At 59.2% G+C, this 13,151-nt stretch carries 12 protein-coding genes; 3 read left to right on the forward strand and 9 right to left on the reverse strand.

Features of this window, described 5'->3' with window-relative positions:
- Window positions 1–116 precede the first annotated feature (116 nt).
- Window positions 117–1,370, forward strand: a complete 1,254-nt coding sequence (glyA, locus tag HRH33_RS23225) for a serine hydroxymethyltransferase (protein ID WP_123479392.1) — start codon at window positions 117–119, stop codon at window positions 1,368–1,370.
- Window positions 1,371–1,543: 173 nt separating this feature from the next.
- On the opposite strand, the gene yjiA is transcribed toward glyA, so the two are convergent.
- The 4 genes from yjiA to HRH33_RS23245 all read right to left on the reverse strand — a co-directional run bounded on the left by yjiA (window position 1,544) and on the right by HRH33_RS23245 (window position 6,398).
- A complete protein-coding gene (gene yjiA / locus HRH33_RS23230; protein WP_167418393.1) occupies window positions 1,544–2,503 on the reverse strand; it encodes a GTPase in 960 nt (319 codons plus the stop codon).
- A gap of 130 nt (window positions 2,504–2,633) precedes the next feature.
- Window positions 2,634–4,009, reverse strand: a protein-coding gene (locus HRH33_RS23235; protein WP_425326811.1) for an IS3 family transposase whose coding sequence is annotated in 2 segments (ribosomal slippage) — window positions 2,634–3,527 and window positions 3,530–4,009 — 1,374 coding nt in all. Because the reading frame shifts where the segments join, the coding sequence is not laid out codon by codon here.
- Window positions 4,010–4,118: 109 nt separating this feature from the next.
- Entirely contained in the window at window positions 4,119–4,316 is a 198-nt protein-coding gene (locus HRH33_RS23240) for a YbdD/YjiX family protein (RefSeq protein WP_003194308.1), read from the reverse strand.
- A 15-nt stretch (window positions 4,317–4,331) separates the two neighbouring features.
- Window positions 4,332–6,398, reverse strand: coding sequence for a carbon starvation CstA family protein (locus HRH33_RS23245; RefSeq protein WP_034100834.1), 2,067 nt, complete (start codon window positions 6,396–6,398; stop codon window positions 4,332–4,334).
- A 174-nt stretch (window positions 6,399–6,572) separates the two neighbouring features.
- On the opposite strand from HRH33_RS23245, the gene HRH33_RS23250 reads away from it, so the two are divergent.
- The gene (locus HRH33_RS23250) at window positions 6,573–6,941 is read left to right on the forward strand and encodes a PilZ domain-containing protein (protein ID WP_034139370.1); all 369 of its coding nucleotides are present in this window, start codon (window positions 6,573–6,575) and stop codon (window positions 6,939–6,941) included.
- A 2-nt stretch (window positions 6,942–6,943) separates the two neighbouring features.
- On the opposite strand, the gene HRH33_RS23255 is transcribed toward HRH33_RS23250, so the two are convergent.
- Genes HRH33_RS23255 through katB form a run of 4 tightly spaced genes read right to left on the reverse strand, consistent with a single transcriptional unit; the run spans window position 6,944 to window position 11,230 of the window.
- Complete coding sequence (locus tag HRH33_RS23255) at window positions 6,944–7,672, reverse strand: hypothetical protein (protein WP_167418392.1); 729 nt, start codon at window positions 7,670–7,672, stop codon at window positions 6,944–6,946.
- Between the two features lie 16 nt (window positions 7,673–7,688).
- A complete protein-coding gene (gene radA, locus HRH33_RS23260; protein WP_017528869.1) occupies window positions 7,689–9,056 on the reverse strand; it encodes a DNA repair protein RadA in 1,368 nt (455 codons plus the stop codon).
- 35 nt (window positions 9,057–9,091) lie between these two features.
- Window positions 9,092–9,631, reverse strand: coding sequence for an ankyrin repeat domain-containing protein (locus HRH33_RS23265; RefSeq protein WP_040265489.1), 540 nt, complete (start codon window positions 9,629–9,631; stop codon window positions 9,092–9,094).
- Window positions 9,632–9,688: 57 nt separating this feature from the next.
- Window positions 9,689–11,230 carry a catalase KatB gene (gene katB / locus HRH33_RS23270; protein ID WP_167418391.1) on the reverse strand — a complete coding sequence of 514 codons (1,542 nt, stop codon included), beginning with the start codon at window positions 11,228–11,230 and terminating at the stop codon, window positions 9,689–9,691.
- Window positions 11,231–11,517: 287 nt separating this feature from the next.
- Between katB and mscL the strand changes: the two genes are divergently transcribed.
- The gene (mscL, locus tag HRH33_RS23275) at window positions 11,518–11,934 is read left to right on the forward strand and encodes a large-conductance mechanosensitive channel protein MscL (RefSeq protein ID WP_034100843.1); all 417 of its coding nucleotides are present in this window, start codon (window positions 11,518–11,520) and stop codon (window positions 11,932–11,934) included.
- A 46-nt stretch (window positions 11,935–11,980) separates the two neighbouring features.
- Here mscL and HRH33_RS23280 read toward each other — a convergent pair whose 3' ends face one another.
- Window positions 11,981–12,757, reverse strand: a complete 777-nt coding sequence (locus tag HRH33_RS23280) for a ferredoxin--NADP reductase (RefSeq protein ID WP_167418390.1) — start codon at window positions 12,755–12,757, stop codon at window positions 11,981–11,983.
- Window positions 12,758–13,151: the final 394 nt, after the last annotated feature.

Genomic DNA, 13,151 nt, shown 5'->3' on the forward strand with positions numbered 1-13,151 from the left:
CCACCCATCCCGAAGTGAATCCCGCTTGTCCGCGACATGACGTCCTTTCATATGCCATCTAAAACCCATTGGGTTAGAATGCCCTCCTTTTCTGCCCCCGATCCTTGAGGACCGCCATGTTCAGCCGTGATTTGACTATTGCCAAGTTCGACGCCGATCTCTTCGCCGCCATGGAGCAAGAAGCCGTGCGCCAGGAAGAGCACATTGAGCTGATCGCTTCGGAAAACTACACCAGCCCCGCGGTCATGGAGGCTCAAGGTTCGGTTCTGACCAACAAGTACGCCGAAGGCTACCCAGGCAAGCGCTACTACGGTGGTTGCGAGTACGTCGACGTGGTTGAGCAACTGGCCATCGACCGCGCCAAGGAGCTGTTCGGCGCTGATTACGCCAACGTCCAGCCACATGCCGGCTCCCAAGCCAACAGCGCCGTGTACCTGGCCCTGCTGCAAGGCGGCGACACCATCCTGGGCATGAGCCTGGCCCACGGCGGTCACCTGACCCACGGCGCCAGCGTGTCCTCCTCCGGTAAGCTGTACAACGCCGTTCAATACGGTATCGATGCCAATGGCCTGATCGACTACGACGAAGTCGAGCGCCTGGCAGTCGAGCACAAACCAAAAATGATCGTGGCCGGTTTCTCTGCCTACTCGCAGATCCTCGATTTCCCACGCTTCCGCGCCATCGCCGACAAAGTGGGCGCGTACCTGTTCGTGGACATGGCCCACGTGGCCGGTCTGGTCGCCGCTGGCGTCTACCCGAACCCGGTGCCTTACGCTGACGTGGTCACCACCACCACCCACAAGACCCTGCGCGGTCCGCGTGGTGGCCTGATCCTGGCGCGCGCCAATGCCGAGATCGAGAAAAAGCTGAACTCCGCCGTATTCCCAGGCGCCCAGGGTGGCCCGCTGGAGCATGTCATCGCCGCTAAAGCGATCTGCTTCAAGGAAGCACTGCAACCTGAGTTCAAGGCCTACCAGCAACAAGTGGTGAAAAACGCCCAGGCCATGGCCAACGTCTTTATCGAGCGCGGCTTTGACGTGGTCTCCGGCGGTACTGAGAACCACCTGTTCCTGCTGTCGCTGATCAAACAGGACATCTCCGGTAAAGATGCCGACGCTGCCCTGGGCAAAGCCTTCATCACCGTGAACAAGAACTCGGTACCGAACGACCCACGTTCGCCGTTTGTCACCTCCGGCCTGCGCTTCGGCACCCCGGCGGTGACCACTCGTGGCTTCAAGGAAGCCGAGTGCAAGGAGCTGGCCGGCTGGATCTGCGACATCCTGGCTGACCTGAACAACGAAGCCGTGATCGACGCAGTGCGCGAGAAGGTCAAGGCGATCTGCAAGAAGCTGCCGGTATACGGCGCTTGATCGCAGTAGCTTGAACAAGAAGCCCGGCTCTTGAGCCGGGCTTTTTTATGCCTGCTCTGCAACTTGAAATGAGATCAACTGTGGGAGGGGGCTTGCCCCCGATTACAGGGTGTCAGGCAAGCGCTATGCCATTGGTACAGCGATATCGGGGCAAGCCCCCTTCCACATTGCATTCAGGGTTGGTAGACCTTGGCAAAGCCTTCGCGGATTTTGTCTTCCGGCAACTCATCGGCAATAAACACAATCACACTTTCCCGCGCCTCACCCTCGGCCCACTCGGTGTCCCAGTCGAAGCCGTAGAGCTTCAGCACGCCCTGAAACACCATGCGCCGATCTTCCCCGGCAATGTTCAGCACGCCTTTGTAGCGCAGCAATTGTTTGCCGTGGTCTTCCAGCAGTTCGTTCATAAACTCACTGAGGCGGTCGATATCCAGCGGCTGGTCGGTGCGCAGCACCAGGCTGGAGATACGGTCCACGGAAGGCGCGGCACTCACCGGGCGCAGGCTCATGCCGGCGTTGAGATTGAAACCGCGCACGTCGAGCAATTCGCCCAGATCGATCTGCCCATGGTCAACCACACGAATCGGCGCGCGACGGTTGATGCGGGTCAGGCGTTCGCTGAGGGCGTCGAATGTGGCGTCGTCCACCAAGTCACGCTTGCTCACCAGCAGGCGGTCGGCAAAGCCAATCTGCGCCTGGGCGATGGCCTGGGTCAGGTGGTGCTCGGCGTGGGCTGCGTCCACCAGAGTGATGATGCCGTCGAGGATGTAGCGCTCGCGCAATTCCTCGTCGATGAAAAAAGTCTGGGCCACGGGAGCGGGGTCGGCCAAGCCAGTGCATTCGATCACCAGGCGGTCGAAGGCGATTTCGCCACTGTCCAGGCGTTCAAGCAGCAGGTACAGGGCTTTGGTCAGGTCCGTGTGGATGGTGCAGCACACGCAGCCGTTGGACAGCGTCATGACTTGCACCGGCTCCTCACCCAACAGCTGGGTGTCGATACCGGCGTCGCTGAATTCGTTTTCGATCACGGCGATTTTCAGGCCGTGTTCGGCTTTGAGCAGGTGGCGCAGCAAGGTGGTTTTACCGGCGCCAAGGAAGCCGCTGAGAACAGTAACGGGAATGGGAGAGGACACGACAATTCTCCTTATAGCTGAAGAAACACAAAACAAATGTGGGAGGGGGCTTGCCCCCGATAGCGGCGTGTCAGTGGCAGATAAGTGCCTGACACACTGAAGTGCGCCCCAAAAGTTGGACAGTAATTGTCTAGGCTACAGCGGAACGGGCTCTGTACTCTACAGGGCTCAGTCCGCCAAGCTTCGTTTTGATTCGCTTATGGTTGTAGTAATGGATGTATTGATCCAGTCCAGCCTGCAACTGAGCCGCGCTGTCGAAGCTTTCGCGGTAGTAAAACTCTGACTTTAACGTGCCGAAGAAGCTCTCCATCGTGGCGTTGTCATAGCAGTTTCCTTTGCGTGACATGCTTTGTTCCAGCCCCGCCTGTTCTAGTCGCTCGCGATACTTCGAGTATCGATAGTGCCAGCCTTGATCCGAGTGCAGCATGGGTTTAGCGCCCTCAGGCAGGCGCTCGAGCGCTCGCTCCAGCATGTCGCCAACCAGGGCATATTGGGGGCGTATGGCGGTCTGATAAGCCACGATTTCTCCGTTGTATAAGTCCAAGATCGGCGACAGATACAGCTTTTTACCTGCCACTTTGAACTCGGTGACATCCGTCACCCATTTCTGATTCGGCTTTTCGGCTTCGAACCGACGAGCCAAGGTATTGGGTGAGATTTCTCCCATCGGCCCTTTATATGCTCTGTATTTCTTGGGTCGCACCGTGCATTTGAGCCCCAACGCTCCCATCAATCGTCGTACCGTTTTACCGTTGATCTGTAGTCTTTCTTTGCGCAGTTCCAGCGTCATACGGCGGTAGCCCAGGCGCCCTTTATGCTCTTCCTGAAGGCTCTGGATCGAGGCTTTGACTGAGACGAAGCGGTCCGCAACGCCCATGACCTTGAGTTGGTAGTAGTACGTGCTTCGCGCCAGCCCTAGCAGTTTGAGCAGGTCCGCCAGCGGAAAGTTTTGTCTCAGCTCAGTGACTATTCGAGCTTTTTCTTCGCTTCGTTCTCCCGCCTGATCACCGCCTCGCCTAACTCTCCAAGCTTTTTTAGGTAGGCGTTCTCCATGCGCAAATACTGAAGTTCATCCAGCAGGGCTTTGTGCGCAAGCTCCTCTTTTGTAAGGGGGGCGGCAGATTTACGCAGTTTGGCAGGTGGCTTTGGCATAGCGGTATTCAGTCCTTTTTTCCCTGAGGCCAGGGCTTCAATACCGCCACTGTAATACTGCTGCTGCCATCTGCCCACTTGGGTGGAGTCACCCAGGTTGAAAAGCGCCGCTGCGCGGCGCAAGGAGAGGGAGTCGCGCCACATGCGTTGCAGAACGGAAAACTTGAACAGCGCGCTGTAACGCCCACCGGCACTGCTCAGACTGGCCTCACCGTGCAGCCGGTAAGCCTCCACCCAACGGCGAAGCAAGGTGGGGTCCATTTGAAATTGAGCGGCGATACGGCGAAAACCCCGGCCTCGTTCAAGAAAAGCCGTAATGGCGGAAAGCTTGAACTGCGTCGTGTACTTGCTCATGAAAAAGCCCCAAGAGTTGGATAGGTGTCCAACTTTTGGGGCGCACTTCACACTGCTGTCGGGGGCAAGCCCCCTCCCACAAGGATCACTGTCAGCGCGGATTACCCGGTCAACAGCACTTGGGCCCACCCTTGCCACCGTAACGGGCTTCCTGGCGTTCGCGGAAGAACGCCTTGTAGTCCATCACCGGTTTGTCCGGGTGCTTGGTTTGCATATGCTCGACGTAGGTGTCGTAGTCGGGCATGCCGACCATCAGGCGTGCGGCCTGACCGAGGTATTTACCCAGGCGACTGATGTCATTGAACATGGTTGCAATCCTCGATCATGCGTCCGGTATGGCCTGGAACGGGGCTTCTTTATCCGTGCGTTCTTTGTTGCCCCAGGCGGCGACGCCGACCTTGAGCGCATAGAACAGGATGCTGAACACCACGAACAGAAACAGCGCCGTCAGCGTCGCGTTGGTGTAGGCATTCCAGATCACATGCTGCATCTGGTCGATGCTCTTGGCCGGCGCGAGGATCTGGCCGCCGGCCAGGGCATCGCTGTACTTCTTGGCCAGGGACAGGAAGCCGATTGCCGGGTTGGCGTCGAACAGCTTGATGAAGCCTGCGGTGGTGGTGCAGATCAGCAGCCAGACCGCCGGCAGCATGGTCACCCAGATGTAGCGCTGGCGTTTCATTTTGATCAGCACCACGGTGGCCAACATCAGCGCGATACCCGCCAGCATCTGATTGGAGATACCGAACAGCGGCCACAAGGTGTTGATGCCGCCCAGTGGGTCGATCACGCCTTGATACAGCAGGTAACCCCACATCGCTACGCAACCGGCGGTCGCGATCAGATTGGCAGTCCACGACTCGGTACGCTTGAGCGCCGGCACGAACGAACCCAGCAGATCCTGCAGCATGAAGCGACCGGCACGGGTACCGGCGTCGACAGCGGTGAGGATGAACAAGGCTTCGAACAGAATCGCAAAGTGGTACCAGAACGCCATGGTGTTTTCACCCGGCAGCACACTGTGCAGGATCTGCGCGATCCCCACCGCCAGGGTCGGCGCACCGCCGGCACGGGCCAGGATGGTGGTTTCGCCGATGTCATGGGCCACCGCCTGCAGCGCTTCCGGGGTGATAGCAAAACCCCAACTGCTGACGGTCTGCGCCACGGCCATCACATCCCCGCCAACTACGGCGGCCGGGCTGTTCATGGCGAAGTACACACCCGGCTCGATCACCGAGGCCGCCACCATCGCCATAATGGCCACGAACGACTCCATCAACATGCCGCCGTAACCGATGTAGCGGGCGTTGGTTTCGTTATCCAGCAGCTTGGGCGTGGTGCCCGAGGAGATCAGCGCGTGGAAACCCGAGACCGCACCGCAAGCGATGGTGATGAACAGGAACGGGAACAGCCCGCCTTTCCACACCGGGCCGGTGCCATCGATAAACTGGGTCAACGCCGGCATTTTCAGCTCGGGCATGGTGACCAGGATGCCGATTGCCAGAGCAATGATAGTGCCGATCTTGAGGAAGGTGGACAGGTAGTCCCGTGGGGCCAGGATCAGCCACACCGGCAGTACCGCCGCTACGAAGCCGTAGCCGATCAGCATCCAGGTGATCTGCACGCCGGTAAAGCTGAACGCCTTGGCCCACACCGGATCGGCGGCAATCTGCCCGCCCAGCCAGATCGAACCGAGCAGCAACAGCACGCCGATGATGGAAATTTCACCGATACGGCCTGGGCGGATGTAACGCATGTAGATGCCCATGAACATCGCGATCGGGATGGTCGCCATCACGGTGAAGATGCCCCATGGGCTCTCGGCCAGGGCCTTGACCACGATCAGGGCCAGCACCGCGAGGATGATGATCATGATCAGGAAGCAGCCAAACAGCGCGATGGTCCCCGGAATGCGCCCCATCTCTTCGCGCACCATATCCCCCAGGGAACGGCCATTGCGACGGGTGGACAGGAACAGCACCATAAAGTCCTGCACCGCACCGGCCAGCACCACACCGGCAATTAGCCACAGCGTGCCGGGCAGGTAACCCATTTGCGCTGCCAGTACCGGGCCGACCAGCGGGCCTGCGCCAGCAATTGCCGCAAAGTGGTGACCGAACAGGATGTGTTTGTTGGTCGGCACATAGTCCAGACCGTCGTTATTGAGCACTGCGGGGGTGGCCCGCCGTGGGTCAAGCTGCATCACATTGTTAGCGATGAACAGGCTGTAGTAACGGTAAGCAACCAGGTAAATGGCCACTGCGGCCACCACAATCCACAAGGCGTTGATCGCCTCGCCGCGGCGCAAGGCCACTACGCCCAGGGCGCACGCTCCTACGATTGCCAGCACCAGCCAGGGTAAGTGGCGTAGCAGGCTATTATTATTTTTCATTTTTATATTCCAGCCAGGGTGGACAGAAAGGACAACCACCCGGAGTTTAGCGCTGTTGGCCTCAAAGGCCACCCCCCTCCATTGGTCTAGAGCCTTGCAACGCTGAAAAAAGCAGAAAAAACCGCCCAATGATGGCGCAGGGCTACACTCCATCCATCTCCAGAGGGTTTCACCATGACCGATCACCCATCCGACCGCCGCTGTTTCCGCCGCATCGCCCTGGATGCGAAAACCGAACTTCGACAAAACGGCGAGGAATGGCCGGTAAAGTTGGTGGATTTGTCGCTAAAGGGCCTGGCGGTAAAACGGCCGGAGTCTTGGAAGGGCAATAAAGCCCTGCCGTTCGACGTCGATATCCGTCTGGACCCGAAGGCGCATATCAAAATGCAGGTCAAGCTGACCCACGACGATCACGGCCAACTGGGCTTCGTGTGCAGGGAAATCGACCTGGATTCGATCAGCCACTTGCGGCGGCTGATCGAGTTGAACCTCGGCGATCAAGCGGAACTTGAGCGAGAGTTGGGCGCGTTATTGGAGGTATAGGCTCAGGGAAACGCTTCGCGGCTGGGAAACTCGTCCTCCATGTCCCAGTAGCCCTTTTTCTGACTCGACGCGACTTGCCATTGCCCGTCGACATAGCGATACGTCTGGTAGCGCGTGGTGAAATCGTCCTCACCGTCGCCGTCCATAAAAGACGATACCTGCAACAGTTCATCCGGCCCGCCATTGGCCGGTGTCGCCACCTGCCAGTCAGCCTTTCCCGTGTGCGCCAGGGTCAGCGGTTGGGACTTGCCGTCCGCGCCAGTGAAGCTCAGCGGTGTAAGTTGCTGTTTGGCCGGTAGCAGCATCTGGGTGGCTGGGCCGCTGTACGTGCCCATCGGCGCAGTCATGTCGATGCTCAAAAAATACACAGGCTCGGGCAACCCCTTGAGCGGGGCCTCGCTGACCTCGGCCAGTGGGTAGCCGAGGTCCTGTTGCGCGATCACCTGATCGGCAGCCGACACCAGGCGCACTTGAGCCTCAAGCAACGGGTTGTCGACCAGATCGTCGGGCTCGTCGAACGAGTCCTCATCCAGCCCGCTGCCCCAGCTATCCTTGTGCATCTGCGCGCTGATGCGCTGGTCTTCCAGGATCTGCAACTGGCTGCCCTGTTCGGTTGCCAGGGTTTGCGCCAGGCGATAGCCCGCCGGCAGCGCCGCCGCCCAGGTCATGGCGGAGGCGGCGGTCAGGGTGACAAATAGGGCGGCAATACCCCAGTGCTTGGATCGTTGCATAGCGGCCCGTCCTGATTTATTCGAAAAGTGCATCCAGCGCCTGCTCCAGTCGCGTCACCGCAATGATCTGCAACCCCGCCGGCGCTTCCTTCGGCGCGTTGCCCTTGGGCACGATCGCGCGCTTGAAGCCGTGCTTGGCGGCTTCCTTGAGACGTTCCTGACCGCTCGGCACCGGGCGCACTTCGCCGGACAGGCCGACCTCACCGAATACCAACAGGTCGTGGGGCAATGGCCGATTGCGCAGGCTGGACATCACCGCCGCCATCAACGCCAGGTCCGACGCGGTTTCCAGCACCTTGACCCCGCCGACCACGTTAAGGAACACGTCTTGATCGTGGGTCGGAATGCCGCCATGGCGGTGCAGCACCGCGAGCAGCATCGCCAGACGGTTCTGATCCAAGCCAAGGGTGACGCGGCGCGGGTTGGCCAAATGGCTGTCATCCACCAGCGCCTGCACTTCCACCAACATTGGCCGGGTGCCTTCCCACGTCGCCATTACCACGCTGCCGGGGACTTCTTCTTGAGCGCGAGTCAGGAAAATCGCCGAAGGGTTGGAGACTTCTTTCAACCCGCGGTCGGTCATGGCGAATACGCCCAGCTCGTTGACCGCGCCGAAGCGGTTTTTCACTGCCCGCAACAAGCGCAGACGGCCGTCGGACTCGCCCTCGAAATACAAAACCGTGTCGACCATATGTTCCAGCACCCGAGGCCCGGCCAAGGCGCCTTCTTTGGTCACATGGCCGACCAAGAAAATCGCCGTGCCGCTCTGCTTGGCATAACGCACCAGCAGCGCCGCGCTCTCACGCACCTGGGACACGCCGCCCGGTGCCGATTGCAATTGCTCGGTGAAAATCGTCTGGATCGAGTCGATCACCATGACTTTCGGCTTTTCGATCCGCGCCGTGGCGATGATGCTTTCGATGCAGGTCTCGGTCATCACCCGCAACTGGTCCTGGGGCAGGCCCAGACGGCGGGCACGCATGGCCACTTGTTGCTGGGATTCTTCACCGGTGACGTACAGCGCCGGCATGCGGCTGGCAATGCTGCACAAGGTCTGCAACAGGATGGTCGACTTGCCGATGCCTGGGTCGCCGCCGATCAGCACCACTGAGCCATCCACCAGGCCGCCGCCCAGCACCCGGTCAAGTTCGCCGGAGGCCGTGGAAAAACGTGGGATTTCTTCGACGCTGACTTCAGCCAGGGTTTTGATCTGCGCTTGTTGCCCGGTCCAGCCGGCGCGACCGGTAGGCGCCGCCGCCCCGCCGCTTTCGATCATGGTTTCCGTCAGGGTGTTCCACGCCCCGCATTCGCCGCACTGGCCGGCCCACTTGGGAAAGGTCGCGCCGCACTCCGTGCAGCCGTACATGCGCTTGGCCTTTGCCATTCGAGAACCTCCAACCGAAAAACCGCGATGATAGCTCAGCGCGACGCTGGGGTCCGGATTTCACCACTGGCCAATCGCGAGGCGCTATTGCCCACCGGGTCTTCGGCGTTGAGGTCGGCGCCCTTGGCCTTCAGTTCATCCAGCAGTTCGACGCGCTTGAACAGCCCGGCGTACATGGCGGCGGTCTGCCCGGCGCCGTTGCGCTGGTCGGGGTTGCAGTCGGTGGCCAGCAAGCGCTGGGCGATTTTCAGTTCACCCTTGAAGATTGCGCCCATCAGGGCGGTATTGCCGCGTTTGTCCTGCACACAGGCATCGGCACCGGCGGCGAGCAAACGATCCACGAACGGAGCCTGGCCGTGGTAGGCGGCCAGGATCAGGGCGGTGTAGCCCTTATCGTCCTGGGTATTGAGGCTGTAGCCGGACTCGATGAAGGTATTGAGCATGTCGAGATCGCCACGGCGGGCGGCGTCGAAGTAATAGTCCTGCAACTGCGCTTTGAGCGCGGCGGGATCGGGGGATTCAGCCTGGGCGGTGAACGCCAGCAAGGCGATCAGCAAACCAATAGTTAGACGCATGGGGTTTCTCCTGCCAGGGATCGGCGCCGCTGGCCGGCGCCGATCGGAACCAACGGATCAGTCGGTCAGTTTGTCGGCCAGCGCCTTCACGCGGGCCAGGTCACCCTTGGCGACCTTGGCCACGCCAGTGCCGTATTCCGGATCAGCCTTGTAAAGGAAGGACAGGATGATGTGCTTGCTCACGTCGTCCGTTGTAGCCAGGGAGCCACCGAAGTTTTCGATCAGGTTCTGACGCTCTTTCTGACTGTACGAACGGTACAGATCACCGGCCTGCTTGAAGTTCTGCTCACGCTGGATCTTCGCCTGCTGGGTGCTGCCAGCCAGCGGCAACTGGCTGTAGCGCGCGGCTTGGGGCTCTTCCCGCGGCTCCAGGCGGCTTGGCTGATAGTTCACGCCGCTGCTGGTTTTACCGCTGTTCATCGCGCCATCTTGGTTGCCGTTGTTGACGGTCACGCGTGGGGCGTTGATCGGCAGTTGCAGGGCATTGGCGCCCAGGCGGTACATCTGGGTATCGGCGTAGGAGAACACTCGGCCTTGCAGCAGGCGGTCTTCAGACGGCTCGATGCCCGGCACCAGATTGGCCGGTGCCATGGCGACCTGTTCGGTCTCCTGGAATACGTTGGCCGGATTGCGGTTCAGTACCATCTGCCCCACTTTGCGCTCGGGCACATTCGGCCAGATCTTAGTAGCGTCCAGTGGATCGAAGTCGAACTTGGCCAAGTCTTCCGGCTTGAGCACCTGCACATACAAGTCCCACTTAGGGAAGTCGCCCTTGTTGATATGGGTGACCAAGTCGTTAGTCATGTGGCTGTAATCACGCCCTTGCACATCGACCACTTGTTTTTGATCCAAGTTCTTGATGCCTTGCAGACTCTTCCAATGGAACTTGACGTAGTGCACTTCCCCTTTGGCGTTAATCAACTTGTAGGCATGTACGCCATTACCGTCCATCTCCCGGTAACTGGCAGGCGTGCCGTAGTCCGAGTACAACTCGGTGAGGGTGCGGGTTGCTTCGGGAACATGGGAGAAGAAGTCGAAACGGCGGGAGTCGTCGTCCAGGTTAGTGCGCGGGTCGGGTTTGAATGCGTGCACCATATCCGGGAACTTGATGGCGTCGCGGATAAAGAACGTCGGGAAGTTATTCCCGACCAGGTCCCAGTTGCCGTCGGCCGTGTAGAACTTGGTGGCGAAGCCGCGCGGGTCACGCAGGGTTTCTGGGGAATGGTTGCCATGCACCACGGCGGAGAAGCGCACGAACACCGGGGTGGTTTCGCCGGGAGCAAATACTTTGGCCTTGGTCAGGTCGCTGAGGCCATCGGTGACGGTGAAGGTCCCGTGGGCACCGGTGCCGCGCGCGTGCACCACGCGCTCGGGGATACGCTCGCGGTCGAAGCGTTGCAGTTTCTGAATCAGTTGCACGTCTTGTAACAGCACCGGGCCGGTGGCGCCGGCGGTCTGGGAGTTCTGGTTGTCGCCGACGGCGGCACCGTTGTCACGCGTGAGGGTGGCGGCGTGTACAGACAGGGAAAGCAGGCTGGCGGTGGCCAGGATCAACGCGTGTCGCGTCAAAGCCGGGCCGCGGCTGAGTGAGTTGTTCATCAAGGTTTCCTCTGGTTTTTTTGATGCACATTCAGTTGTGCTTGCCAGAGGCTAGTGACCCAAGAGTCAGAAGATAAATAGAAAAGCCGTACCAGCCCGATTAATAAAATAATGTGGTAAGCCACTGAAATGCCGGGTATTTCGCGCGCGATTGATGGCACTTTGCAAACTATTTGCGTTTTAATGTGTCGATAAAAACCAACAGTGTTAAGAGTTGTTTCGCGCAAGCCCGCAACGACTGACTTACACTGAGCCCCACCCTTCTCATCTGTAACAAGGAATAACCTATGGGCGTGATCAGTGAGTTCAAGGCCTTCGCGGTCAAAGGTAATGTGGTCGACATGGCCGTCGGTATCATCATCGGCGCCGCCTTCGGCAAAATTGTTTCCTCGTTTGTAGGCGACGTGGTGATGCCCCCTCTCGGTCTGTTGATCGGCGGGGTGGACTTCGGTGATCTGGCGATCACCCTCAAGGCAGCCCAAGGCGATGCACCGGCCGTGGTGCTGGCCTACGGCAAGTTCATCCAGAGCGTGGTCGACTTCCTGATCGTAGCGTTTGCGATCTTCATGGGCGTGAAGGTGATCAATCGTCTCAAGCGCGAAGAGGCCAAGGCGCCGACCCTGCCGCCGACGCCGACCAAGGAAGAAGTGTTGCTGGGCGAGATCCGCGATCTGCTCAAGGCACAGCACGACAAACCGCTTTAAACCGCAGCGGTTTGGAAAAAAGGCGCCTCCAGCAGGCGCCTTTTGTTTACCAGTAGTTTTCCACCGCCACCTGGCCAGGGCGTCGGGATAGCGACAGATTCATGTCGCGTTTTTTCAGCAACTGACGGGTGTCATCGACCATTTGCGGGTTACCGCAAATCAGCACGCGCGAGTGTTCGGGGCTCAACTCTACGCCGGCCGCGCGCTCCAGCTCGCCGTTTTCGATCAGCGTGGTGATACGCCCATTCAGTGCGCCAGGGTGCTGCTCGCGGGTGACGATGGGCAAGTAGGTGAGTTTATGCGCGTACTCGGCCAGGTACTCGCGCTCGCCCAGTTCCTTAATCAACGCCTGATAGGCCAGTTCCTTGGCTTCGCGGGCGCTGTACACCAGGATGATGCGCTCGAATTTCTCCCAGGCTTCGAAGTCCTGCAGGATCGACAGAAACGGCGCCACCCCGGTGCCCGTGCCCAGCAGCCATAGGTCACGGCCATCGACGAAGCGGTTCAACGTCAAGTAACCCGTGGCCTGGCGCTCCACCATCAACGTATCGCCGACACGCAGGCGGCTCAGTTCACTGGTGAACTCCCCGCAGGGGACGACGATCGAGAAAAAATCCAAATATTCATCGAAGGGCGCCGACACCACCGAATACGCACGCCAGACCGTGCTGCCATCGGCTTTGGTGACGCCCAGGCGCACAAACTGGCCGGCGGTAAAACGAAAGCCGGGGTCACGGGTGGTACGTAGGGTGAACAGGCTGGGGGTCAGCGATTGCACATCGAGCAAGGTCTGACAGGTGTATTTTTCAGCACTGGCCGTCATGGGGAACTCCGTTCTGCAGAAGGCGCTAGTGTCCCTCAAAGCGGCGCCGGCTAACACCGATGATTGATATCTCCCGACTCAATGTGCGATCGAGTAACGATCTAACGCTGTAAAAGACCACTAACTATTTAAGGTTATTTGCGCCACAAGCCTGCATCAACACGCACTAACTATTTGGCTATTAACCCACTCCCAAACTAAAACCATTCCCTATCATCCAACCAAAAGATATCAATTTGATATTACGAGCAACCCCCTTAAATCCGATGGGGAGTCCTTAAGCAAGGCAAAATTAATTACACAGAATTCTGAATCTTGTATAAGTCCAACCCCTTAAATAGCTACCTAACATACTGATTTTTTCACACAACTAAGTAGCCTGTGTCCTACACTC

Source organism: Pseudomonas rhodesiae (genome assembly GCF_013285305.1).
Classification (GTDB): domain Bacteria; phylum Pseudomonadota; class Gammaproteobacteria; order Pseudomonadales; family Pseudomonadaceae; genus Aquipseudomonas; species Aquipseudomonas rhodesiae.